The organism is Lentilactobacillus buchneri (genome assembly GCF_018314255.1).
GTDB lineage: Bacteria > Bacillota > Bacilli > Lactobacillales > Lactobacillaceae > Lentilactobacillus > Lentilactobacillus buchneri.
The window spans coordinates 269,684-293,328 of record NZ_CP073066.1; the positions used below are offsets into that span (position 1 = coordinate 269,684).

Here is a 23,645-nt window from a genome sequence, read left to right on the forward strand (position 1 = left end):
AGCAAATGCCGGGGACTCCAACAAGGTTTTCTCAGGGACATAAAAGCCCAAACTGCTGGCAGGAACACTTGTCTGCAGTTTGGGCTGAATGTTGAATGTTAATTTTTTAATTTTGGGAACTCCTGTTGTGGAGTGGGTTTCTAGATGGTTTGGGGAAACGTGCTTCGACGCAACTGACACTACGATCTAAGCCTCTTTGATTTAAATCCAAACCCCGGATTTTAATCAAAGCGACCTTAGCTCTCCGTGTCAAAACGTTGCTTGTCGCACTCTGGTTGAAACGTGCTTCGCGGGCCTGACGCTAACCTCTAAGCCAGCTTTGATTTAAACCCAAACCCGGGGTTCAAACCAAAGTTGGCTTAGAAACCGCGTCACCCAGCCCGCTTCGCACTCTTTAAATTTCTCCCATAATCCGCGTAGTCGTACTGGAAACCTTAGCGATACTATTTTCCTGATCCTTCTCAGCTTGGTTGAACTTATCAACGTCCACCGTTGAAGCCTGCGGGTCAATACTGTCCGTCATTGCCTGGCAGGCGTTGGCATAGTCCTCATAATGACGAACCAGCAACTTGTGCTTGCCTAACAATTTAACCGGCACAGCCACCTGCTCAAGCTTGTTCACGTTATCTTGGTACTTATCGGTTCCGGATTGAAAATGGGCTTGAATGCCCGCCAGCTGATCACTGGTCAAATCAGCAACCGTTTGGTTATCAATGGCCTTTCTGAGTGTTTCGTAATCAGCGTTTAAATCCTCACCATTTTTTGACGTCTCATCAATCACGTCCGAGACGGTTTTTGCATATCGCTGCATATCTTGTGGTTTCAAAATATCAGCCTCCATTCAATTTTATTTATGGGAAATGTGTCTCTGAATGTATTTTACTACTTCTGAAACAACAACGATCATAAAGCCACCGAAGACAACGACCAGCCATTGTGAAGCAGTCAACTCAGTCACGTGGAACATCTCGTTGAATCCTGGGATGACAATCGTCATGATCAACAGCACAGCCGATCCCAAAAGTGCCCAGTTAAAGAATTTATTCTTAAACATGCCAATTCTAAAGATTGACTCATGGATGGTCTTGGAGTTAAAGGCATGGAACAATTGAATGAGTCCCAGAGTTGCATAGGCCATCGTCAAAGCATCCGCATGAGCCAACGCATCTGAAGCATGAACCGGGTTGGTGATGGCAAATGCATAAACACAAAGGGTAATAAAGCCCTCAAAAAATCCCTGATACAAGATGTTGCTCATGATCCCACCGGACAAGAAGTTGGACGTTCGTCCCCTGGGTTTGCGTTTCATAATACCGGGTTCTGCCGGCTCAACGCCTAAGGCAATTGCCGGGAAAGTATCGGTTACCAGGTTGATCCACAAAATCTGAACCGGCGCCAAGATCTGCCAACCCATCATCGTCATCACAAACAAGGTCAAGACTTCCCCCAAGTTGGCGGAAAGCAGATACTGGAGTGACTTTTGAATGTTGGCAAACACCTTGCGGCCAGCCTTAACCGCAGTTACGATCGTGGCAAAGTTATCATCGGCCAACACCATGTCAGAGGCTTCTTTGGAAACCTCGGTTCCGGTAATTCCCATGCCAACACCGATATCGGCGGTCTTTAACGCTGGCGCGTCATTGACACCGTCGCCGGTCATGGCAACCACCTTGCCCTGTTTCTGCCAGGCTTTGACGATTCGAACCTTATGCTCCGGTGCAACCCGGGCGTAAACGGAAATGTCAGCGACTTCCCGGTTAAATTGGTCGTCGGACATCTCATCGAGCTGAGCCCCATTGATGACTTTCCCGCCAGGATTGTCACCCCGACCCAAGATTCCCAACCGTTTCGCGATCGCTTGGGCAGTATCTTGATGATCGCCGGTAATCATAATCGATTTGATTCCTGCAGATTTGGCTTCCGCAACTGCTTGAGCAACTTCGGGCCGTTCAGGATCGATCATTCCGATGAGACCAACAAAGATCATATCGTGCTCCTGGGCGGCTGATGTGAGCTCAGTTGGTATCGTGTCTACAAGACGGTAGGCAAACGCCAACACCCGCAGCGCCTGAGTCGCCAAATCATGGTTGGTGGCACTAATTAACCGTTTGTCATCGTCAGTGATGTCTCGAACACCGTCCCCATCTTGAATCTTGGTGACCCGTTCCAACAGCTGATCCGGTGCCCCTTTCATGGTCATTAGGATTTGGCCATTGTCCATTTGGTTGTAGGTAGACATCAATTTCCGCTCAGAATCAAACGGAATTTCTGCCAGTCGCCGATGGGAATTGACAAACTTTTGGACTGGCTGGTCTTGATGTAAGTAAAACGACACCAGAGCTGTTTCGGTTGGATCGCCAGCCAACTCATTTTCTTGATATTTGGTGTCATTGTTCAAAACCATGATTTGCGCTAATCGATCGTTTAAAGTTAAATGGGTGTCAGCGGAATCTTGCATTTTTTCATTCAAGAAGACTTTTTCCACTGTCATTTTGTTTTGGGTTAAAGTTCCAGTCTTATCTGAGGCAATGACATCGGTACTTCCCAACGTTTCAACAGCCGGCAGCTTTCGAATCAAGGCGCGGTGGCGGGCCATTTGCTGGGTTCCTAATGCCAACGTCACGGTCACAATCGCTGGCAGGCCTTCCGGAATGGCTGCGACTGCCAGGGAAATTGCCGTCAGCAGCATGTTAATCAAGCTCTCTTGTCCCCGCCACATCCCGACAGCGAACACGATGACAGCAATCACCAGAATCAAAACGGTTAACATCTTACCTAATGATTTCAGGTTCTCCTGCAGCGGCGTGGTCGTTTCTTCAGTGGTGTTTAACATATGGGCAATTTTGCCGACTTCAGTATTCATCCCTGTGCCAATCACGACGCCGGTTGCCCGACCAGACGTCACGTTACTGTTCATGAAGCCCAAATCCTTTCGATCTCCCAATGGCAGGTCGTCTTCCCTGATTGGGTCCACCTGTTTGTTAACCGGCACAGATTCGCCTGTGAGGGCCGCTTCTTCGATCTTAAGGGAATTAGCCTCAATCAGTCGAACATCGGCTGGAACGACATCTCCTGCCTCTAAGAGGACAATGTCTCCTGGGACAATGTCCTCACTCTTAATTGACATCGGTTGATTATTTCGCAGAACGGTCGCCATGGGGGCCGACATTTCTTTTAATGAATCAATCGCATTTTCGGCCTTGGATTCCTGGAAAACCCCAAACACCGCGTTTAGGATAACCACGGCCAAAATAATCGCAGCATCCACCGTTTCACCGGCAAACCCGGCAATAATCGCCGCAATAATCAAGATGATGATCATCAAATCTTTAAATTGGGAAATGAACTTCTCGATTAACGTGGTCCGCCGCTTTGACGTTAATCTGTTGGCACCAAATTGTTCCCGACGGTCTTTGACCTCCTGCTCAGACAGACCAGTGGGATGGGCCTTCATTTGACTCATCACATCATCGACTGTTCGTTGGTAGAACATCTTCTTCTCCTGTGTCATAAACTTCCTCCTCTAAAAGAAAAGAGACCCACAAATTCCTCGCTAAAAGAATTCATAAGTCTCACCATTTAAGATTTATCCCGGAAATACGAGTATTTCACGTTGACGAGATAATCGCAATCGAAATTGCTGGTTACTCCCTTTATTTATGGTAATTATACCTAACCACTAATGAAAAGTCACTAAATATCTATTTCCAAAATGTGTCATAAACGTTAATCGGGGTGTGACGTTTGTGTTGCGTCTTGTCATACCAGCTCTCAATGGTCTCAGCAGCCTTCTCAGAAACTTCGCGGCCTTCAAGATAAGCGTCGATATCCTGATACGTCACACCCAGGGCAACTTCGTCGGGTAATGCCGGCCGATTGTCTTCCAGATCGGCAGTTGGCGTTTTTTGGTAAAGATGCTCGGGGGCACCGAGTAATTTTAAGAGCTGCTTGCCCTGCTCTTTGTCCAAACGCCAAAGTGGCGTGATATCCGCTGCCCCGTCACCAAATTTGGTATAAAATCCGGTAACAGCTTCGGCAGCGTGATCGGTCCCAACCACGGCACCGGATTTGGCACCGGCAATTGCGTATTGGGCGATCATCCGTTGACGGGCTTTGATATTACCCTTATTAAAATCAGCGACTTCGATATCGTTTGCCTCAACTGAAGCCACCGCGGCGTCAACAGCAGGCTTGATGTCAACTCTGGCGACAACATCAGCGTCCATCCACTTGATGGCTTCCAAGGCATCAGACTCATCGGCTTGAACGCCATATGGCAAACGGACCGCAATGAACTGGTAGTCAGGATCGCCGGTTTCATCCCGGAGCTCGGAAATGGCTAATTGAGCCAATTTGCCGGCCAGCGTTGAGTCTTGGCCGCCAGAGATGCCCAAGACCAATGTTTTTAGGAAAGAAAATTTTTTAAGATAGTCTTTCAAAAAGTCAACAGAACGACGAATCTCGGCTTTGGGATCAATCGTTGGTTTCACTTTTAACGCGTCAATAATTTCTTGTTGTTTAGCTCGCATATGCATCCCTCGATTACAAATTTAGTAGTTGATATCTTGAATATAATTGCGAATCTTTTCGATGATGTCACGCTTGTTATCCCAACACTTTTGGGACAGATCGACTGGATACTTCTGGGGATTTAACTCCCGTTTGTATTCAGGCCACAATGATGCCAATTCCTTTTCGGCGTAGTGGACAATCTGCTTTAAGTTTGGCTGGTCGTACACTAATTTGCCATCTTGAAAAATTGGTTTGAGCAGTGGCATTGCATCAAAATTATCGACAGTCTTATTGATGTAAGTATAGTTGGGATGGAACATGAAGATCGACTTTTCTTTGCGGGGATCTTCATCGGCCAGTGTGACGTAATCGCCTTCCGACTTACCATCCTTACTGTCAGTAATGCGCCAAACCTGTTTTTTGCCGGGTGTCGAAACCTTCTCAGCATTACCGGAAATCTTAATTGTATCCGTCATTTTGCCGTCAGCGTCTTCAACGGAAACCATCTTGTAAACAGCGCCCAAGGCTGGTTGATCAAAGGCAGTGATGACTTTGGTGCCGACACCCCAAACGTCAATCTTGGCATGCTGCATCTTTAAGCTGGCAATTGTCGTCTCGTCCAAGTCATTGGAAGCATAGATTTTGGTATTCGGATAACCGGCATTGTCGAGAACTTCACGTACTCGTTTGGAAAGGTAAGCCATGTCGCCCGAATCCAGTCTGACGCCGGCAAAATTGATCTTGTCACCCATTTCATTGGCAACCCGAATAGCACTGGGCACCCCACTTTTCAAGGTGTCATAGGTATCTACCAGGAACACGCAGTCGTGATGGGTCTGAGCGTAGGCATTAAAAGCGTCATAATCATTACCAAACGACTCCACCAATGAATGAGCGTGAGTCCCGCTGATTGGGATACCAAACTTCTTACCAGCCAAGACGTTGGAAGTGGCGTTAAAACCGCCAATGATGGTTGCCCGGGTTCCCCAAAGGGCTGCGGAAACTTCCTGGGCTCGGCGGGTGCCAAATTCCATCAACGGATCGTCACCGACCACCGTCCGAATTCTGGAAGCCTTGGTCGCAATCAGCGTTTGATAATTGACCATATTCAAAATGGCCGTCTCAACCAGCTGACATTCACACAAGCTCCCCTCAACTTGGAGAATTGGTTCATTGGCAAAAACAATATCGCCTTCATAGGCTGATTTGATGGTGCCTTTAAATTCAAAGTTTCTTAAGTATTCTAAAAAACTGTCCGGATAATCTGTCACTTCCCGCAAATAATCGATATCATCATCAGTGAATTGTAAATTTTCGATGTATGAAATAATGTGTTCCAAGCCTGCAAATACCGCGTAGCCGTTGCCAAACGGCAGCTTGCGGAAAAACACTTCAAAAACCGCCTTACGATTTTCCATATGCTTTTCAAAGTAGGTGGCCATCATGTTGATCTCATAAAAATCGGTATGGAGCGTTAAATTATCGTCTTCTGACATATTGTGTCAATATCCTCCCCGGAGATTTGTTATATAATTAGTTTATATTCTATCATTTTTCCGATTATTAACAAAAAATAATCTTGCAATTCGCATGAAACAAAGTCTAAAGGAGCTGCTATGAATAACCAAAGTCCCACCCAACCAGTTGATATCTTGGGCATCCCTTTTGAAAATACCACCGAAAAGGATTTCCAAGCAATTTTACATAACGTCATCAATCAACACCAAAATACGTTTGTCGTCACCGCCAATCCGGAGATCGTCATGTATGCCAAGGCGAATCCCGATTACGAAAAACTCATTACGACCGCTGACTACATCGTTCCTGACGGTATTGGCATTATCATGGGTGCCAAGATGCTCAAAACGCCGCTCAAAGAACGGGTGACCGGATATGATCTCTTTGTCCATCTACTGGAATGGGGAAACGCCAACCAAAAATCGGCGTACTTTGTCGGCGCTCAGCCGGCAGTGATTCGCAAGCTCAAAAAAGTCGTCCAGGAAAATTATCCGTTTCTAACGATTGCCGGCACCCACGACGGCTATTTTGGCGATGATCGCAACATTGTCCACGATATCAAACGGACCCAGCCGGATATGGTCTTTGTTGCAACCGGTTATCCCAAGCAGGAAGCCTTTATCAATAAGAACCGCCGGGCTGCCGACGCCCTTTGGATTGGAATTGGCGGTTCATTTGACGTCTTAGCCGGAACTGTCAAACGAGCACCCAAAGCATGGCAGAAAATGCATTTGGAGTGGTTGTACCGGGTCGTCAAGGAACCCAGTCGCTTTGGCAGGCTGATGGTGCTGCCAAAATATTTGTGGCAGATCGTTAAACAAAAATATTCACGAAAATCCGGGAGGGCTCAATGAAGAAAGTTTCACCGAAGTTTTGGACCTATTTTCTAATTATTTATGTCGGCGTTGGCATCATTGTTAATTTGCTCCATCATCAGGCGGCCATTCAAGACACCCAGTACGGTATGCTGGGAATCTTTGCGCTGGCTTATGTCACCAGTTATCTGCGGATGCCCAGATTTAACTTCTATGTGATTTACTTTGTGCTGTGGATGGTGATTCTTCGTCAAATTGGCGGTTATCGTGATTGGACGTCTTGGATTATCTTCGCGTTTATGTCTGCTGTGATGGCCTGGGTCACCGATTGGATTCGATCCGGCTACGCTCAGCGGTATGATCAGCCAAAGAAGAAAAATCAGAAAAAACAATCATAGGACGATAAAACCAGGCCAACAAATGTGATGGCCTGGTTTTTTGTGTGAAAAGTTTTTGTGTTGCTGGATTGATTTCTTGGAGGACGGCTCCGACGACCCAGATGCTCACTTCTAAGGGGACTGGGATTCAAATCCCTCAAAACCGGGATTTAAATCCCAGTCCCCTTAGAAAACGCATCTCCCGGGTCTCGTCGCCCACTACTCTTTTTCCGAATAAAATTCAAACCGATCACCCACATATTGGGTGCGGACATACTCGAACGGGCGACCGTCTTGGAGTGAAGTAATCTGTCTGAGTCTCAAAATGGCGTCGCCCCGTTTGATGTTCAGATATTCAGCAATCCGCTCCGATGCCAGCATCGCCGACACCGTCTGCTGGGCCTTGCCGATTTGCAGGTTCTTCTTTTGCTCCAGGGTTCGATAAAGCGAACTGGTTACTTCGGATTTTTCCAAGCCCTCGACAATATTTTCAGGCACCGTGGCGACTTCAAAGCAAATCGGAATGTCGTCGCCATAACGGATTCGTTCCATCCGTAAAACCGCTTGTTCCTGACTGATGTGCAATTTTTCCATCTCGCTCAAAGATGGTTCCATCGTGTGATACGAAATTGTTTTGCTGGAAGGCTTTTTCCCCTGAGCCAGCATCAGATCGGTGAAGCCGGTAACCCCAGACATTTTCTCCTGCACTTTCTGATTGGACACAAACGTTCCCGAACCGACTCGACGCTCTAAAATACCTTCGTCCACCAGGGTTTGAATGGCTTGACGCAACGTCATCCGACTCACACCAAAGTCGGTCGATAACTCACGCTCAGAGGGAATGCGATCACCAATTTTCCACCTATTTGCTTCAATGTTTCGTTTAATCTCATTATGAATTTGAATATAAATTGGTAAACCCACTGATACCAACTCCCTTAGTTTTTATTCACTAATTTGCCATAACTATACGTTGCCATAAGGTCTAGGTGATTGTCAAACAAATTTAGATCGGCATCATACCCATTCTCAATGAATCCTTTGCCTTTCAGGTGAAATTCCTCCGCCTGATTGGTCGAGGTCATTTTGACGGCTGAAGCAATTGAACAATCGGTAAATTGAATAATATTTTTAAAAGCGTCCGCATACTTGAGAACCGATCCTGCTAAATGCCCATTAGCCAGGGTTGCCCCTCCCCGAAAAACATTGACCGGTTGGCCGCCAAGCTGATACATGCCATCCGGCCGCCCTTTGGCTTCCATGGAATCAGTGATCAGTTCCAGCCGATCCGGACCGATCGTTTGATAAGCAATTTGTACCGCTTCAGGCACCACATGGAACCCATCACAAATCAACTCCACTTTGGCTTGAGAAAGCATCGCATACCCCACCACACCGATTTCTCGCTGATGGAGACCTCGCTGGGCGTTAAATAAATGGGTAACGTGCGGTGGCCGAGCTTGATTAAGCAACTGATAGGTTGCATCAGAGTGGCCAACTGCCATTTGAATCCCTTGTTCTTGACAATAACTGACGGCTCTTGGGTCAACGCGCATTTCCGGAGCGTAGGTCAAAATTTTGACCAGCCCACCCGAGAGAATATTCCACCTGGCAATTTTATCAACGTCAAGCTTTTGAATCTTTTCCGTCGGCTGGGCGCCGTGGTACTTGGGTGAAATAAACGGTCCTTCAAGATGAATACCTAAAATTCGCGGGTTGGTTTCAGCCGCCATTTTAATCGTCTGCATGCTCTTAGCAATGGCATCGGCACTTTGAGTCATGGTAGTCAAGAAAACGCCGGTAACCCCCTCGTTAGCCATCAGGTTGACGATTCGGCTAATCACTTGAGGATCCAAATTCATGGAATCTGCACCATAACCACCATGTGTATGCACATCAATGAAGCCAGGGACAATTGTGCGTTGAGAAGCATCGATGATCCGATCACTTGACTGCGGTTTAAAACTGGTTGTAGGGCCAACGTTGAGAATTGTTTGACCAAATCTGAGGTAGCCGTCTTGGATAATTCGTTTGCCTGTATAGATCTTTGCATGAATTAATACTGTTGACATATCTGCTCCACAAGTCGACTAATGGTTACCGGTTGACTTGGCAATCGTCGCGTCAATTCCCTTGATGACAGAAGGTAGGAATCCAGCCTCTTCCATCGCCAGAATGCCGGCGATAGTATCACCACCTGGCGAACTGACTTTATCAATCATTTCAGCTGGCGATTTCTTGGATGCCATCAATGAGTGCGCAGAGCCAAGAGTTGTTTGGGCCGCAATTTGGGTGGCCATTTCTTTGGTGAAGCCATACTTGACCCCGGCCCGGCTGAGACTATCGATAAAGAAGTCAACATACGCTACCGCACTACCGGAAATGGCGCTGAATACCGAAAATTGGCTTTCTTTAAGCTCTAGCACACTTCCAGTTGCTTGATATAGCGAGATGGCTTGAGCTTTTCGATCCCCGGTTAAGTTCTCGTTGGCCGCAACCGCGGTCATCCCCTGACCGAATTCAGAGTTGATATTTGGCAGACTGCGAAGAATTGGCAGGTTGTAATCGGTCAACTCTTCTAATCGATCCAGCGAAACCCCTGAAACAATTGAGATCAACGTCTTCTTGGCTGACAGTTCACCACGGATTTCCGCCACCACATCGGTGACAACGGCTGGTACCACTGCCAAAACCACCAGATCACTGCCGTCAACAACCGCCGTGTTCGATTCTTTCGGGGTCAGGCCATATTGAGCCGCATATTTTTCGTAATGATCTTGGTGAGCACTGTGTACCAAAATGTCTTGAGCAGGAACAAATTCTGCCTTCAGCAGTCCTTGAATGATCGCTTGAGCCATTGCCCCAACGCCAATAAAACCAATTTTCATAAGCTACCTCCTGAATTTACAATCGGACTATTCCAATTCTTCTAACACTGACAATAGCGGAAAATGCAAAATTTTGCAATATCAAAATGGTCGATCGTTGAAAATACAAAAAAACGCCCGCGACGAGTTCCTTTCGTCACAGACGTTTAGTAATTGGGCTAGCTGGGTTCGAGTCTAAATTGTCAATCAGTTAATATGACAAGGTTTTGTTAGTGAAAGTATTGATTGAATACCATACTGAATACCAAAATATTTTGATTTCTGGGACGGATTTTTACATAGAAGATTTAAGAAGTATACCAATAAAAAGGCGTCCAATGTGGGCGCTTTTTCATTATTTATAACTGATGGCTTGCTAGGCTCATTATGCCTGGAATTGGCTCAAGAGTTAAAATAAGACAATTTGAATAATCTGGATTAGAAGTATTAGCATATAAAAAGGCTGTCATCGTGCGATGCAACACTGTCTCATTATCTTCTTCAAGTTTATCACCGTAAATTGTTTTGTGTACTTTTAAATATGTTCTTAGTTTTTCAATAATGGGCAGCATTTCCTCCGAATTGATAAAAGACATTTGAGCATAATCCACATAAAACGGTTGTATTGGAATTGGAAAATTTTTGTCTGCATATATTTGATTCTGCAACGTATCATACTTATTCCAATATTTATTCACCAAATGATTCAATACAGAATTATATGAAGGAATCTTAATCTCAATGGGATATTCTCTATCAGCAACTTCCCCAGTATCTGTTAGCGTCCTTACTTCCCGTATGGAAACTACCCAATGCTGTTTTGGATCGTCATTAATGACTGATAATAACATGGTTTTATCTTCTTCATCCCAAAATACTTGTTCCGGTTTATGAATTTCCAAATAATAATGATTTAATTTTTCACCAGTTTCCTGTGATAAGTTTTTTATTGATCGTTTACCATTTCTAATATTTATAATTGTGGATGAGCTAACTCCAGTTTTCTTTTCTATCTCGTAGGCACTAATGGACTTATCAGCAATTAACATCTTTATGTTTTGGTTTATCAATATTACATCTCCTTTTAAATACATTATATGACATCCTACATATATGTCAACTTACATATAGAAATAACAAAAAAAGCCCCACCCGAAATTAATCGAGTGAGGCAAAAGTTTATTCTACGTACTTATTGATAAGTTTGTTCCCAGAAATGTACATGCCATTTCCTAATTGTAACCGTGATGTGTGGCCGTACTTAACAACTTTCACAACATCAAACTTTGTACCTTTAGAAAATCCGTCAACCTTTTGTTTAAAGGCTAAATCTTTGTATCTGTATGTTCCACGCACAGACTGCACAGTTTTGACTTTGCCAGATGGTGTGTAGTAAAGATTGTTTACAAAGTCTTTATTTGCGGTAACCCACAGACCATTTGTTAATTGGAATCTCTTGTTTTTTAAATCTTTAGTGCTTAACTGCGTCTTTGGTGGATAAGTCTTGGAAACATTTTTTCCAGTTCCAACATCTTTAATGTCTTTATAGGCTTTAACTGCTGCTTGGGTATAAATCCAATGTGGGCGCCAGGTGAAGTAACTTGCTTTCTTTGGTGTAGAAGTACTCCCCACCCCATTCTTTAAGTCTTTAGCAAACTGCGCTTTGCTAACACCCCACTTAGATAAATACCCGTATGGATCCACATGATCGCCACCGAAATTATTAGTAACCCACAGATGTGATTTAATACCATTACCAGAACCATCAAGAGTGAGTGGAATATTGTACTTGTTTGCATAGTATCGAATAAGCCAAATATAACGTGTATACGACTCTCGGAATCGTGACTGTGAATTAACATGGGCTAATTCTACTTGCATTGGACTGTATGGATTAGCGTTCAAAGCACCCCAAGCCACATAACCCGGTTCACCAACCTGATAAATTGCTGTGTCATCCACAATAAAATGGGTGTATGCATTATTCCAGTGTTGCTTCATATAAGAAGCTTCATTCTTAGCCGAATTAGCTCCCTTGTTATTATCATTCCCCGTATCGTGGACGATAATATACTTTTTAGCCGCTAATCGACTGTCGCCTTGTCCCGCTGAAAGTGCGTAATTGCGATTAATTTTATAACCCATTGTTTTTATCCTCCTTATTTGTTGAGAATCCCTTAAAACCGTCAAAAAGCCCGCTGGTAAAGCCACCAATTAACAACCCCAGGACAGCACTTGACAAATAATGACTGTCGGCATTGATGATGGCAGCCAATAATCCCGCGAACACACCAACAATCATAGATATCCACGGCAGCCACTTGTTGTTTAACACGGTCGTTTTTAAAGCCTGAGTTATACAAAAAACGACTGCAAAGATTAATGACATTTCTGCAGTCGTTCCCAAATTTAATTGTTGAATAAAATCCATAACATCCTCCTAATGAATAAAGTGCATTAACTGTTGTAGAATCAAATAAATCACGGAACTTGAACCAATCGCAATAGTTACCACCTTCCACAGGTTTTGACGATTGATAACTTCCATCTCGTTTTTATGAGTTTCATTTTTTTCGTTTCCACGAATGACAGCTTCTAAAATTCGAGTATTCTGTTCTCGTAAATACTTATTACTTTCATCAACACTCTTTAAAGTGTCAGTCATTTTATTGTTGAGATCAGTAATGCGTCTTTCATGGTCTGATAATTCTTTGCCATGTTTCAGTAACATTTGATGATCCTCATCGCTTAATGGCAACGGTCTCACTTCCCTTCTATTTCTGTGCAAAAGAAAAGCCATCTATTTTCATAGACAGCTAATTTGTATATATTGTTATGCTGATAATGTTAACTGATTTGTGTGCCCGCTTCTAAAGTATTATCCAACTTAAAGATGTGTTCCACATCAATAATGACCACTGCTGCACGTGGAAAACGGTCAAAAATTTTCGGGGGTAAATACTTTTTAGATACGGAATCATTTTCATAAATCCGAGCTGTTCCTTCAAATCGAAAGCCCTTCTGAGCCTCTCTATCAGCCACTGCTACTGCCGCATAGTTGTTTTGCTGCAAGTTGTGATAGGCATGTCGAAAGGTATGCTCAAAATACAAAAGATGTGAATCGTCCAGTACATGCAATGATCCCTTGGGGCCAACCTTGGGCACTCCATGCTCATCTGCAGTTGCCAGAAATGGTAATTGCTTACCAATCATTTCTTTCATACTTTCAGATAAAATAGCCATTTGATAAGTCTCCTTTTCCATATAAGAATTATTGCGTACTCCCAGTGTATTTGCGAAGTGTAAACTGTGTCAAGCATTTAACCTAATACTCGTTTACAGCAGCAATTGCTTCTAAAACTTATCTGATTCAAAACTGTATTCAGCAAAACAAAAGCACCTATCCGTAGATAGATGCATTTTCATATACTTTTAGGGGATATATGAAAAAGTATGAATATATCTAGAGGTATATATTCTGGGGGAATATACACTTGAGGGGTATGAATAACAACAGTGAATGCGCTGTTATCCACGTGAAATATTATAGCATAATTTTAGCAAAAAAATTAAACTAAAAATTAATAGTACAAATAGCAAGGCTCATTGTCTCCACTATAATCCCCTGATGGGTTAATAAGACTATGATGAGCAATAAAAAGACGAGTTGGATTTCCGGAAGTACCACTGTCAGATATTGATATCTTAGACCCATTAACTTGTATAATACGTTTCATAGCATAATCCGAATTTAAGCCCTGGGTTGCATTCCCATCGATAGACTTAAAGGTGCTTGAGATTTCAGAAAAATCAACAATTGTTTTTCCTGTTGGATCTCCGGCTGGCAATAATCCCCATAAAACAAACTCAATTCGCCTTTTATCGGAGTTGATCCTATAAAGGCAAGTGTATGACGTCATAAGATCTGATGATCCTTGTTTTACACGCCAAGCAGAATTTTCAACGCTTTTTAAGTCAGCCGCCGTGGCGACATCGATACCTCCTTTCTGCAGTCCACCAGTGAAGTTGGCCATTTTAGTGGTATCTGCAAGAGTTGATGGTACCGCTGGCACACCATCTTTGGTGATATATGGATGACCGGTGGTCTTGTCGACTGGTGCGGTGTCAAACGTTTTGGTACCGCCGACTTCCTCATCACCGGAAGTATGCACAACTTGACTGTCATCAGCCGGTACAAAGGTCTTCCCGTTTACTACGATGGATCCATCGCCATTGTCAGTTACTTTAGTATCAATGTCTTTCGCTAATCCATAAGCATCACCGTTCTTATTGACTGGATCATGCTTAAATTGATTATCACCAGTATAGTAATTATCTTGGTTTAACTTCGCTAAATCAGACGTATCAACCTTAACGTTAGCAATGGCATCAGCTACATATTCCTTAGTTGCAAAACTATCAGGATTTACGTTAATCGTAACCTGTTTGGCATTACCAACCACAACGTAAATCGAAACGGCAAAAGTAAACATAATGGCAGAATCAGACTTGGGCATTGTTTCTGGATCAGCCGCAGTGGTAACTGCATAAAGTTGCTCTTTAGCTCCATCGACATCTTCTTTGGCATACAATCCCATCGCCTGAATGGGATAGTTTTCAGTTAAGTTTAAATTATCAAAACTAACTTTAGTTCCTTTAACTTTCGTTCCACCATTTGGATCAGGCAAAATTCGATCAATTTCACCAGTCTGCTTTTCATGTGGTAATGTAATTAATTGGCTTAAATCCGTTTGGCTTAAATCATCCGCTGTAGACGTCGCTTTGGTAATTGTGAATTTAGTATCACCGTTACTGGCTCGTTGAGCTAAATCAGCACCGAAAGCGGTTAGTTGGGAATCATGATACTCACTCATTAATTTGCTCCTTTCGCATTTACTACTGTTTCAACCTGAATTACCGTAGCAATGCCATAGTATTGCTTAAAGCTGACTTGGGTTTCAGTTGGTGTAAATAATTTAGTCACCATATTTGCTGGAATCAATGTATTAAAAATATATTGAAGCTGTTTAATCTCTGTTGAAGTTGGTAGCCTATTATAAAACATCGCCGAAACTGTTTGCTTTATGACATCTCGTTGAAGATCAATCGGAATATTCAGGTTCTGGATTAGTTGCTTAAAGTATGGCCATGTAATGGCTGCGGGCGGTAATAGTCGTAGCAAGATTACATTCTTACGCTGTTGCAACGTATCAGTACTATTGGGAATAATACTTAACTCGGACTCCATTAACTTTATTCCAGCTTCATCTGCAGTAGTTACAAATTGATTGCTTAAAAATTGACGTACAAATGTCTCTAGTTCATCCAGTGTCAATTGCTCTCCATTCAGCAATCGGTCCATTTCCCGAACACCTTGGTAATAATCCGGTAAGTAATCCATTAATTTAGTCATTCAATGTCACCGTCCCTAAAATTGGTAATTCCGAAATTTTATTAGTCGCTTGTAATTTCAAATCAGAGTCCTGACCATTTAAAGTCGGCAAAGTAGCATTGGTTACCCCATTAATTTTTAAAACCTCCGCCAAGATCTGTGAACGATAAACAGTTACGTTGTATCCACGGCCAATGGTTGCATCAATTACTGCCCAATTTTTTCTTAAATTACCAAAGTAAGTTTGTAATGCTTGATTAATATTATTTTTTACAGTTGTTTCATCAATGCCTGTAGCAAACGTAATTGTACTGGTAATATCTATTTTTAATTCAGTTGGTGCAGTAACCGTAACAACGTGGTCAATAGGAGCTAATCCGTAACCACTTCCTCCTGGAGCGGGGTCAATTTCATTTTGAACCGAAGCGATTAATTCAGTTGAAGCAGGTAAGAAATTATTATCCACGATGACTAGTTTTACAGTTCCACCACCTTGCCAAGCTGGATAAACTTGTCCCGCACCAACTTCTTTAATTCGGGACAACATATCAACGTGGTCTGCAATATTACCACCATAAGCATTGTAAGTGTCCGGAGACAATAAACGTGTTCGTAAATCATCGTCACTTTCACTGTCTCTAGCGGGTACCGTTATTTCTGTAATTTCGGCATAGCTTAAGGCATCGTTATAGGAAACTGGTAAGATTTGGCCTTTGTATCCATTGGGCCTCGTGCCCAACTCTTCTGCTTCTAAAATAATTACGGGTGCGGTGACATCAGTAGCCATAGCTGAAAAAGTTGCTCCGCCTTTGTCAGCAATTGCCTGTGACGAACTAAGCTGCGTTTTAATATCATCGGTTACTTTAATGACGGTATAAAAAATCGGTTCATCCCCAATCGAAGCGAACCGATCACCAATTTGAATATTTGTAACAGGTAGATTATTTCGATCAACAGCAGTGGCTTTAACTTGCGTTTTGGTGGCAGCGATTCGACTGGTTCCTCGTTCAACAGCACGGTAATCTAGAAACTCACCCGTGGAAGTTTGCGTATAAATAAATTCAATCGTGTTAGCCAAAGTAATTGCTTCTTCGGCCAAAACCGTTGCAGCAGGAGCCAAAGCATCATAAATAATGGACCCCTCTCGTTTATCCACATCGTCACTAACGTTATCCATCAATTCATCTAGATAGTAATCAAAATCATGACTACGAATTTCTGCAACTAATTCACTAGGACTCATTAATCATCACCTCCGGACTAATACTAATTTCTCCATAAATCGTGGTAACCAATGCCGTTACAGTCAGAAAACCTTTAGTGTCAGGCACAATATCTTGTACTTCCACATCTAAAACTCGGTCATCTGCTTCTAAAGCCTCTGTTAGTAATCGTTCGACTTCTGTTTGAGCATACGGTAACTCTTTGCCTAACAGATCTTCTAAATCATGACCATAATCTTCATCATAGATTGGATAAGCAAATCGAACCGTTTGTAGTAATTTATCGATTGCCTGTAGCATTGCGTCTTTACCATCTGTCATCTGAATAATTCGTCCAGCCTTAACCTGGTATGTGTAGGTGGGGGAAGTTTCTTCTTCCACATCATCAGTTTCACCTGTGGTTGGACTGCCATCATCGTTAAGGTTTTGATCGATATCATCGTCTGCCTCCGTTTCAGTTACCACTGGAATGCTAGCATCATCTATTAAATCTTGAACTTCATCTAATTCATCATTCAATTTGTGTCACCTAACTTTTCTAAAACTAAAAAACGTTGACCACCATCACCACGCAACATTAATACGCCATCACCAACTTTTAACGATTGATCAATTGTAACGGTTTCTGTTCGTTTGATATCACCGCTCTCTGAACGATCTTGGTAAGTCATTTTAACTGTATGCTTAGTCACGTGTTCTCCTAAAGTTAAAAAGTCTTCGGTTAAAATTGCCGTTGATGAATATTGAATTCTTAATGGTGAAATGCTAATCACTTTTCCTGGAACGATGTCACTATACTCATTGGGATTTCCTCCACGGCTATTAATCATGTCTAATAATGTATCACCTGTCATGACATTCTCACCTTGATTTCTAAATCAGCAGTGTAATTCGGGTCAAATGTGATGGTTGATTTGGTAATAACCAATTGCTTGGTTCCCAAACCAATATCTTTTAAACTGGATAGTTTTACATATACTGAATTACCAGCCCTTAATGCTTGATTACCTGTACAAGTAATACTCAATTTATAGGTTTGCCGATTATATAGTTTCAACAAATTACTAGCCCGAACTTTCATTTGAGCTAGATTAGTTTTGTCTTTAGTTACTTTTTCAATCTTTTGCAGTTTTCCCCAACGTTGCAATGTGTTGCCCTGCTTACCAGCTTGGACAATTTTAGTGGCCGTTACTTTAGCCTTTTCCTTCTTACTAGTTTTAACCACTTTGATGGCGTTATAAGCATTATCAATCGACTTCTCAAATGTAAAGCTTTCAGCACTGGATTTATCTCCTAAAATAATTTTAGTCCGATAATACGGTGCCTTACGTAATTCAACTGTGCCATAATGATCGGCAACAAAGTAATGATTGCCATTGGCTTTACGAGCTTCCTTAATACTGGACTTTAACATGTCAAAATAACTTTTATCATCATTTAAAACCGGCGATAATTTATGCTTGGTTACCACCTTAGCTTTATGGGGAATTTTAGCTAATTTGCATACTTGGGTAAATCGTTGGGTCAGTGTTGAAGAAGGAAAAACTAACGTGTCCTCATTTTTTAAATATCGCAAATTATCATAAGCTGTAATGCTAAATTTTTCGTCAGAAGTATATTTAATAGGTAGATTGTAAAATTAATCCGAACGCTGTTCGGGCAAAAAAGATCAGCTTCCTTTAAAATGGTGTTTACCACAAACCCATCTTTTAGGAGCTGATCTTTTGTCTAGTATAACCTATTCCGAACGAATTAAAATCGAAACCTTTTGTGAACTAGGGCTGTCCAATATCCAAATGGGCGTTCGGCTGAACCGATCACCGTCAACAATTTCTTATGAATTATCTCGATGTCAACCTTATCAGGCTGAATTAGCACAAACAGATGCCGAATACAAGCGATCACGATGTGGTCGGAAAACTAAGCTGAGCGATGAGTTAAAGCAAAAAATTCTCAACCATTTACGTCTAAGCTGGTCACCAGGAATGATTGCTCACGAATTTAAACTAGCTACTAAATCTATTTATAATTGGCTAAATCAGGGGAGAATTGATTTCTCCTTGAATGATCTACCTGAACATGGCGTACGCCAACGGCGTAACGTTGACCAACGATCCAAATATAATCAATCTTTGGGGCGATCAATTGAACAGCGTCCCATGATGATTAATCAACGTAATCGCATCGGCGATTTTGAACTAGATACAGTCGTTGGTCCTCGTGGGCATAGTAAGGCAGTTTTATTAACTTTAATCGATCGCAAATCACGGTTCCTTTGGGCATACCGGTTAAAAGATCGGACGACAGCGACTGTTAATGAAGCACTAACTAAGTTCCTAACCACTTTTAATGGTCCGGTGCACAGCTTTACTGTGGACCGTGGCACTGAGTTTAGTGGGCTAGTATCACTTGAATCACAATATGGTATTAAGACCTATTACTGCCATGCTTATACGCCAGCTGAGCGCGGCAGTAATGAACGATTTAATCGGAACTTACGCTATTTTTATCCTAAGGGGACTTATTTTGAGCACATTAGTGCTCAAGGCTTGAAAACCACCTTACTCGAAATTAATCAGAGACCACTTAAAATACTTGACTGGCAAACACCTTATCAGGTCATGCTGACCAATTTGTCAAAAAATTCGGATTAAATTTGCAATCTACCATTTCCTATCGGAGATAACCTCATTTTTGCTAATGAAAAAAACGAAATGTTCCAGCCAGTTAAGCCGCAAGTGTGGCTAAAGCATGTGATTGGTAATTACGACTTGAAGAAAGTCACCGTCCATGCATTCAGGCATACCTATGCTACCCTCTCATTCGAGTCTGGGGCGTCTGTGAAAGCAGTTCAGGAACAGTTAGGGCATTCGTCCTATAAAACTACTATGGACATCTACACGGCCACTACGCGCAAAGAATCGAACGAGGCAACTGAGAAGCTCGCAAAATATCTAAACTTTTAGAGTAGACCAATTTAGGTAATTTTGAAGGATCTACTCCTATCACTCAAAATTGAATACCATATTGAATACCATTTCACTGACAATTAGTGACACCTCATGACAATCGAGAGCAAAGAAAAAACCGTCCTCACAGGCTTTTGACAACCTATGAAAACGGGTAACAATCAATTATTGGGCTAGCTGGGTTCGAACCAGCGCATCACGGGATCAAAACCCGTTGCCTTACCACTTGGCTATAGCCCAAAAATAAATGGAGGGGAGTGGATTCGAACCACCGAACCCGAAGGAGCGGATTTACAGTCCGCCGCGTTTAGCCAGACTTCGCTACCCCTCCAAAAGAGTGTTGCTATCAAACCAACGAATATAATAATACAAAATTTTAGTGATTCCGTCAAGCGCAATCATCAAAAAATTTGGAACATTTTCAACTGTTTTGCCCATTCAGCTATGAAATCATTCGTCTGCCACTCATTGTGACGATGGTTGTGGTATCCCACCGCTGCATTATAGTATGTCGTCGCCTTAAGCCTAATAGGCACCAGTCGTTGATGAATATGCCCGAAAACGACCCGTTCAACCTGATAGTCCTCAATCAATTTTTGAAAATGCAGACTGCCCATCATGGCATTGGCCATATTCCAGAAGCGAAAATCATTCGTATAATGAATGAAGTGTTGGTTGGGAACAAAGTGAGTCATCAAAATCACTTTCTTGCCCGCTGATTGCGCGTTCTGGAGCTGTTGGGTCAATTCCGAAAGGACTATCTGCTCACGTTCAGGATCGCTCATAGGCTGCGAAATCAGCCCGTCTATCCAGTAGGCCATTTTCCAACGATGAAATTCATCTTCAGTTTTATCTTCATTCACGGCAAAAGTGTAGTCATACCAGCCGTTCATGCCAATAATTCGGTAGTCGGTTTGAGGGACGTCAAAGAATTGGTTGTTCAGATACCCCGGCCACTGGCCATTTTCCAACTCGTCATAACTGACACCTTTGATCATGTCGTGGTTGCCGGCAATGAAAAAAACTCGGATTGGAGCAACGGCTGCTGACAGCTGCTGAACGTAATCCACCGACTTCTGAAAATCATTGAATAGATCGCCGGCAATCAGGTAATCGTCTACCCCTTGGTCCTGCAAAAAAGTCGCCTGCTGTTTAATTGTATCGGCCAGTGCTACCTTGTTCAAATCAAGGTGATTATCACTGGTTACGGCAATCTTTACCATCACGTTTTCTCCCCAAAATAAAAATGTGCTATCCAAATTAGGATAACACATTCGGTCGTTCTTGAATCTAATTGACACCTTCCATTAACCGCTTAATTGGTTTAACCAGGAATGCCAACAAAACTCCGGCGACAATTGCAACCAGACCAACGATCAAGAAGTAATTAATTTCATTGTCCGGTGTATAGTATTTAACAATTTGTGAGTTGACCGCTTGACCAGCTGAATCGGCTAAGAACCACATACTCATCATCTGAGATTCAAAGGCTTTTGGTGCCAGCTTGGTCGTAACAGAGAGTCCAATTGGTGAAATTAACAGTTCAGCAATTTCCACAATGGCCCAGCTTCCGAGCAGCCATAGTGGACTCACTTTTGCTTGTGCGCCAAATAAGGCAACTGGAATCACCATAAACAGATAGGATAATCCGGCAATACCTAATCCCAGTGAAAATTTGGATGGTGAGCTCGGCTGCTTTTTGCCAAGTTTAATCCACATCCAAGCAAAGAATGGCGTGTACAGCATAATAAACAGTGGGTTCAACGATTGATACCAACCTGGCGAAATATTAAAAATACCGCCAACATTATTATTCGTTTGGGTTCCGGCAAATAGTGCCAAAACAACGGATCCCTGCTCTTCAATTGCCCAGAAAATCGCAGCTGCGATAAACAGTGGAATATAGGCAACAACTCTTGAGCGTTCGGTGGAAGAGATTTTTTTGCTGGAAATAATGACGACAAAGTAAATAATTGGTGTGGCCACGGCAATGATACTCAGCAAGGTAATAAATGAGCTGAGTGATAATGCCCCCATGACCTGCATGAGCAACAGGATCAAGCCGAAGACAACCACTCCCAAACCAACCCGGATAGTCAATTTCTTGGCATCGTTGGGTTCTAATGGATCGCTTGGATACAAGCTGGCACTAGGCAAATGTTTTTTACCACCGCGAATATATTGCAGTAATCCAAAGAACATCCCAATAGCAGCCAGTGAGAAGCCAAGGTGGAAGTTGACGTTGAATCCGAGCCAACTAACCAGCAGCGGCGCAATGAATGATCCCAAATTAATTCCGAATACGAAAATTGTGAATCCGGAATCGCGCCGTGTATCATACTCGGTATATAACCCACCAACCATTTCAGAAATGTTTGGCTTTAATAGTCCAGTCCCAATCGTGATCAGGACAATTGAGGTGAATAATGCCGGCGCACCCATTGGCAACGACAGCGCGATGTGCCCAAACATAATCAGAACACCGCCATAGAACACGGTCCGGCGACTACCCAGGATTCGGTCACTCACAAAGCCACCGATAACCGAGGTTAAGTAGACTAACGAGCCATAAATCGACATAACAGACGCAGCTAATGGCTTATCAAACCCAAGGCCGCCTTTAGTTACACTATAATACATGTAGTAAAGAAGAATAGCACGCATTCCGTAGTAACTGAACCGTTCCCACATTTCCGTGAAGAACAGGGTTGAGAGTCCCCGAGGCTGGCCAAAGAAAGAGGCATCTGCGCGACGTTCCTGGTCTGTTTGATCTTGTTGTTGCATGTGATACCCTCCAAAAAATAAATCTAATCTTATTAACAAAACAAGTTAATCAGATTAGATTTTTGATTTTAAATTACTCCTGAAGTTCATTACAAGAATAAATCATACAGACCATTATAGGCCAGATTGAATTTTAATTCAACAGAATCGGAGGTCACGACAAGTTATATACACAGCAAAATTAGGCAAGACCTATTTCGTAAGTAGTATCAAATTAATAACCAGATGCCGGATTGAACTTATGAATGATTTGTAAATGCAGCGATAGACTTTCTAATCACAAATTCAATTGTTTCCGTATTCATGAGTGTGTCTTGGGCATGCGTGAAGAGCAATGAGTATCCAACTGTCTCAGCTTCGGCAATCACCAAATTTTGTTGCTGATGTGCCTGGACCAACCACTGATGAGCTTCGTTTAATTGGGCATCAATATCACTATCATGACTTGATGAGTTGAGATGATCCATCAAGTCCGATAAGATGCTCTTTGCTTTGCCAGAATAAGTCAGCATTTTCATGGCGATCCCGTTTAACTGCTCATCAGTCATTTTAAGCTGCCCCAATCGGAGATAATTGGGCCATGATGAACTTAACGAGCTTCTCCCCGTTTGCCCAACCATAAATCTCGTCAGGAATTGTTTTAATTTGCGTTGCGCGGTCAAACAATTCAAGTTCTTTTTTGTGATAACTGGCTTGAGGAGCAACGAGCACTAAGTCAATTGGATCACCCAAATATGTGTCCGCATTGTTAATGTTAGTTGGAATCAGTTCAATCTTTGCATCATACAGTTCAATAAAGGGCCTAGCCGATTTCGCGAGAAAGTTGCTGGAAATTCCACTCTCGCAAATTAATAATACTTTTTTCATTTTGTTCACTCCCAAACAATTTGTATTTACCAGTACAGCATAACGCAAAACAATGTATACCACAAGCCCGATTTTTCCTGATTATCCAATCGGGTACCGTTACGTCAGGCTATTTCAAAATATTATTATCATATACCAATCTGTGATATTTCTTGTATACCAATTCTCGTCTGACATCGTCCGCAGACTTTATGATGGTGTTTCATGGAGATATTACAAGCAGGAATACAAAAATAGGGAACCCAACAAATTGTCATTCGTTGGTTTCCCTATTTTTGCGAAATGCTATGCCGACTGCAGGCACAAGTGCCCCTTAAAAAC

At 42.6% G+C, this 23,645-nt stretch carries 26 protein-coding genes and 2 tRNA genes; 4 read left to right on the plus strand and 24 right to left on the minus strand.

Annotated features, from left to right (window positions below):
• Positions 1–394 precede the first annotated feature (394 nt).
• The 4 genes from KE627_RS01425 to KE627_RS01440 all read right to left on the minus strand — a co-directional run bounded on the left by KE627_RS01425 (position 395) and on the right by KE627_RS01440 (position 6,008).
• Positions 395–826 (minus strand): hypothetical protein, encoded by a 432-nt coding sequence (locus KE627_RS01425; RefSeq protein WP_013728286.1) that lies wholly within the window; start codon positions 824–826, stop codon positions 395–397.
• A gap of 21 nt (positions 827–847) precedes the next feature.
• Positions 848–3,511 carry a calcium-translocating P-type ATPase, PMCA-type gene (locus tag KE627_RS01430; RefSeq protein ID WP_056939227.1) on the minus strand — a complete coding sequence of 888 codons (2,664 nt, stop codon included), beginning with the start codon at positions 3,509–3,511 and terminating at the stop codon, positions 848–850.
• 190 nt (positions 3,512–3,701) lie between these two features.
• The gene (nadE, locus tag KE627_RS01435) at positions 3,702–4,529 is read right to left on the minus strand and encodes an NAD(+) synthase (protein ID WP_013728288.1); all 828 of its coding nucleotides are present in this window, start codon (positions 4,527–4,529) and stop codon (positions 3,702–3,704) included.
• A 21-nt stretch (positions 4,530–4,550) separates the two neighbouring features.
• Positions 4,551–6,008, minus strand: a complete 1,458-nt coding sequence (locus KE627_RS01440; protein ID WP_013728289.1) for a nicotinate phosphoribosyltransferase — start codon at positions 6,006–6,008, stop codon at positions 4,551–4,553.
• Positions 6,009–6,128: 120 nt separating this feature from the next.
• On the opposite strand from KE627_RS01440, the gene KE627_RS01445 reads away from it, so the two are divergent.
• On the plus strand, positions 6,129–6,884 hold the full coding sequence (locus KE627_RS01445) for a WecB/TagA/CpsF family glycosyltransferase (protein WP_013728290.1): 756 nt from the start codon (positions 6,129–6,131) through the stop codon (positions 6,882–6,884).
• The gene (locus tag KE627_RS01450) at positions 6,881–7,243 is read left to right on the plus strand and encodes a hypothetical protein (protein ID WP_013728291.1); all 363 of its coding nucleotides are present in this window, start codon (positions 6,881–6,883) and stop codon (positions 7,241–7,243) included. Before KE627_RS01445 ends, KE627_RS01450 begins: the two co-directional genes overlap by 4 nt.
• Before the next feature lie 198 nt (positions 7,244–7,441).
• Here KE627_RS01450 and KE627_RS01455 read toward each other — a convergent pair whose 3' ends face one another.
• The 14 genes from KE627_RS01455 to KE627_RS01520 all read right to left on the minus strand — a co-directional run bounded on the left by KE627_RS01455 (position 7,442) and on the right by KE627_RS01520 (position 18,328).
• Positions 7,442–8,146 carry a GntR family transcriptional regulator gene (locus KE627_RS01455; RefSeq protein WP_056939229.1) on the minus strand — a complete coding sequence of 235 codons (705 nt, stop codon included), beginning with the start codon at positions 8,144–8,146 and terminating at the stop codon, positions 7,442–7,444.
• A 14-nt stretch (positions 8,147–8,160) separates the two neighbouring features.
• Positions 8,161–9,294, minus strand: a complete 1,134-nt coding sequence (gene nagA / locus KE627_RS01460; RefSeq protein ID WP_056939230.1) for an N-acetylglucosamine-6-phosphate deacetylase — start codon at positions 9,292–9,294, stop codon at positions 8,161–8,163.
• Between the two features lie 18 nt (positions 9,295–9,312).
• Positions 9,313–10,110: a pyrroline-5-carboxylate reductase gene (proC, locus tag KE627_RS01465; RefSeq protein ID WP_013728293.1), complete on the minus strand. Its 798-nt coding sequence runs from the start codon at positions 10,108–10,110 to the stop codon at positions 9,313–9,315.
• 338 nt (positions 10,111–10,448) lie between these two features.
• Positions 10,449–11,183 carry a helix-turn-helix domain-containing protein gene (locus KE627_RS01470; protein ID WP_056939231.1) on the minus strand — a complete coding sequence of 245 codons (735 nt, stop codon included), beginning with the start codon at positions 11,181–11,183 and terminating at the stop codon, positions 10,449–10,451.
• 85 nt (positions 11,184–11,268) lie between these two features.
• Positions 11,269–12,234 (minus strand): DUF5776 domain-containing protein, encoded by a 966-nt coding sequence (locus KE627_RS01475; RefSeq protein WP_056939232.1) that lies wholly within the window; start codon positions 12,232–12,234, stop codon positions 11,269–11,271.
• Positions 12,224–12,520 carry a holin gene (locus tag KE627_RS01480; RefSeq protein ID WP_056939233.1) on the minus strand — a complete coding sequence of 99 codons (297 nt, stop codon included), beginning with the start codon at positions 12,518–12,520 and terminating at the stop codon, positions 12,224–12,226. Before KE627_RS01480 ends, KE627_RS01475 begins: the two co-directional genes overlap by 11 nt.
• Positions 12,521–12,529: 9 nt before the next feature.
• Positions 12,530–12,847: a hypothetical protein gene (locus KE627_RS01485; RefSeq protein WP_225425910.1), complete on the minus strand. Its 318-nt coding sequence runs from the start codon at positions 12,845–12,847 to the stop codon at positions 12,530–12,532.
• An 89-nt stretch (positions 12,848–12,936) separates the two neighbouring features.
• The gene (locus KE627_RS01490; protein WP_056939291.1) at positions 12,937–13,332 is read right to left on the minus strand and encodes a pyridoxamine 5'-phosphate oxidase family protein; all 396 of its coding nucleotides are present in this window, start codon (positions 13,330–13,332) and stop codon (positions 12,937–12,939) included.
• A gap of 338 nt (positions 13,333–13,670) precedes the next feature.
• Positions 13,671–14,963: a hypothetical protein gene (locus KE627_RS12240; RefSeq protein ID WP_056939292.1), complete on the minus strand. Its 1,293-nt coding sequence runs from the start codon at positions 14,961–14,963 to the stop codon at positions 13,671–13,673.
• The gene (locus KE627_RS01500) at positions 14,963–15,502 is read right to left on the minus strand and encodes a putative phage tail protein (protein ID WP_056939293.1); all 540 of its coding nucleotides are present in this window, start codon (positions 15,500–15,502) and stop codon (positions 14,963–14,965) included. Before KE627_RS01500 ends, KE627_RS12240 begins: the two co-directional genes overlap by 1 nt.
• A complete protein-coding gene (locus KE627_RS01505) occupies positions 15,495–16,724 on the minus strand; it encodes a baseplate J/gp47 family protein (RefSeq protein WP_056939294.1) in 1,230 nt (409 codons plus the stop codon). The genes KE627_RS01500 and KE627_RS01505 overlap by 8 nt, the downstream gene beginning before the upstream one ends.
• Complete coding sequence (locus tag KE627_RS01510; RefSeq protein WP_153152552.1) at positions 16,714–17,223, minus strand: DUF2634 domain-containing protein; 510 nt, start codon at positions 17,221–17,223, stop codon at positions 16,714–16,716. Before KE627_RS01510 ends, KE627_RS01505 begins: the two co-directional genes overlap by 11 nt.
• Positions 17,220–17,558 carry a DUF2577 domain-containing protein gene (locus KE627_RS01515; protein WP_056939295.1) on the minus strand — a complete coding sequence of 113 codons (339 nt, stop codon included), beginning with the start codon at positions 17,556–17,558 and terminating at the stop codon, positions 17,220–17,222. The genes KE627_RS01510 and KE627_RS01515 overlap by 4 nt, the downstream gene beginning before the upstream one ends.
• On the minus strand, positions 17,555–18,328 hold the full coding sequence (locus tag KE627_RS01520; RefSeq protein WP_420919709.1) for an XkdQ/YqbQ family protein: 774 nt from the start codon (positions 18,326–18,328) through the stop codon (positions 17,555–17,557). The genes KE627_RS01515 and KE627_RS01520 overlap by 4 nt, the downstream gene beginning before the upstream one ends.
• 100 nt (positions 18,329–18,428) lie before the next feature.
• Here KE627_RS01520 and KE627_RS01525 point away from each other — a divergent pair, with 100 nt between their 5' ends.
• Together KE627_RS01525 and KE627_RS01530 are read left to right on the plus strand one after the other, a co-directional pair.
• Positions 18,429–19,358 (plus strand): IS30-like element ISLpl1 family transposase, encoded by a 930-nt coding sequence (locus KE627_RS01525; protein ID WP_146971951.1) that lies wholly within the window; start codon positions 18,429–18,431, stop codon positions 19,356–19,358.
• A 36-nt stretch (positions 19,359–19,394) separates the two neighbouring features.
• On the plus strand, positions 19,395–19,670 hold the full coding sequence (locus KE627_RS01530) for a tyrosine-type recombinase/integrase (protein ID WP_225424231.1): 276 nt from the start codon (positions 19,395–19,397) through the stop codon (positions 19,668–19,670).
• A gap of 171 nt (positions 19,671–19,841) precedes the next feature.
• Here the strand turns inward: KE627_RS01530 and KE627_RS01535 are convergent.
• The 6 genes from KE627_RS01535 to KE627_RS01560 form a co-directional block, all read right to left on the minus strand.
• Positions 19,842–19,913 (minus strand) — tRNA-Gln (locus KE627_RS01535).
• Between the two features lie 8 nt (positions 19,914–19,921).
• Positions 19,922–20,004 (minus strand) — tRNA-Tyr (locus KE627_RS01540).
• 70 nt (positions 20,005–20,074) lie between these two features.
• Positions 20,075–20,896 carry a metallophosphoesterase gene (locus KE627_RS01545; RefSeq protein ID WP_056939023.1) on the minus strand — a complete coding sequence of 274 codons (822 nt, stop codon included), beginning with the start codon at positions 20,894–20,896 and terminating at the stop codon, positions 20,075–20,077.
• A 67-nt stretch (positions 20,897–20,963) separates the two neighbouring features.
• Positions 20,964–22,457, minus strand: a complete 1,494-nt coding sequence (locus KE627_RS01550) for a peptide MFS transporter (protein ID WP_056939024.1) — start codon at positions 22,455–22,457, stop codon at positions 20,964–20,966.
• Positions 22,458–22,696: 239 nt separating this feature from the next.
• Positions 22,697–23,005, minus strand: a complete 309-nt coding sequence (locus KE627_RS01555; RefSeq protein WP_013728295.1) for a PTS sugar transporter subunit IIA — start codon at positions 23,003–23,005, stop codon at positions 22,697–22,699.
• A 1-nt stretch (position 23,006) separates the two neighbouring features.
• Positions 23,007–23,324 (minus strand): PTS sugar transporter subunit IIB, encoded by a 318-nt coding sequence (locus KE627_RS01560; RefSeq protein ID WP_136861308.1) that lies wholly within the window; start codon positions 23,322–23,324, stop codon positions 23,007–23,009.
• Between the last annotated feature and the right edge of the window lie 321 nt (positions 23,325–23,645).

Coding starts and splice junctions, on each gene's coding strand:
- KE627_RS01560 (WP_136861308.1), bottom strand. CDS start 23,324: ATGAAAAAAGTATTATTAATTTGCGAGAGTGGAATTTCCAGCAACTTT.
- KE627_RS12240 (WP_056939292.1), bottom strand. CDS start 14,963: ATGAGTGAGTATCATGATTCCCAACTAACCGCTTTCGGTGCTGATTTA.
- KE627_RS01500 (WP_056939293.1), bottom strand. CDS start 15,502: ATGACTAAATTAATGGATTACTTACCGGATTATTACCAAGGTGTTCGG.
- KE627_RS01545 (WP_056939023.1), bottom strand. CDS start 20,896: ATGGTAAAGATTGCCGTAACCAGTGATAATCACCTTGATTTGAACAAG.
- nagA (WP_056939230.1), bottom strand. CDS start 9,294: ATGTCAACAGTATTAATTCATGCAAAGATCTATACAGGCAAACGAATT.
- KE627_RS01480 (WP_056939233.1), bottom strand. CDS start 12,520: ATGGATTTTATTCAACAATTAAATTTGGGAACGACTGCAGAAATGTCA.
- KE627_RS01470 (WP_056939231.1), bottom strand. CDS start 11,183: ATGTATTTAAAAGGAGATGTAATATTGATAAACCAAAACATAAAGATG.
- KE627_RS01505 (WP_056939294.1), bottom strand. CDS start 16,724: ATGAGTCCTAGTGAATTAGTTGCAGAAATTCGTAGTCATGATTTTGAT.
- KE627_RS01555 (WP_013728295.1), bottom strand. CDS start 23,005: ATGACTGATGAGCAGTTAAACGGGATCGCCATGAAAATGCTGACTTAT.
- KE627_RS01490 (WP_056939291.1), bottom strand. CDS start 13,332: ATGGCTATTTTATCTGAAAGTATGAAAGAAATGATTGGTAAGCAATTA.
- KE627_RS01440 (WP_013728289.1), bottom strand. CDS start 6,008: ATGTCAGAAGACGATAATTTAACGCTCCATACCGATTTTTATGAGATC.
- KE627_RS01515 (WP_056939295.1), bottom strand. CDS start 17,558: ATGACAGGTGATACATTATTAGACATGATTAATAGCCGTGGAGGAAAT.
- KE627_RS01475 (WP_056939232.1), bottom strand. CDS start 12,234: ATGGGTTATAAAATTAATCGCAATTACGCACTTTCAGCGGGACAAGGC.
- KE627_RS01550 (WP_056939024.1), bottom strand. CDS start 22,457: ATGCAACAACAAGATCAAACAGACCAGGAACGTCGCGCAGATGCCTCT.
- KE627_RS01430 (WP_056939227.1), bottom strand. CDS start 3,511: ATGACACAGGAGAAGAAGATGTTCTACCAACGAACAGTCGATGATGTG.
- proC (WP_013728293.1), bottom strand. CDS start 10,110: ATGAAAATTGGTTTTATTGGCGTTGGGGCAATGGCTCAAGCGATCATT.
- KE627_RS01450 (WP_013728291.1), top strand. CDS start 6,881: ATGAAGAAAGTTTCACCGAAGTTTTGGACCTATTTTCTAATTATTTAT.
- KE627_RS01445 (WP_013728290.1), top strand. CDS start 6,129: ATGAATAACCAAAGTCCCACCCAACCAGTTGATATCTTGGGCATCCCT.
- nadE (WP_013728288.1), bottom strand. CDS start 4,529: ATGCGAGCTAAACAACAAGAAATTATTGACGCGTTAAAAGTGAAACCA.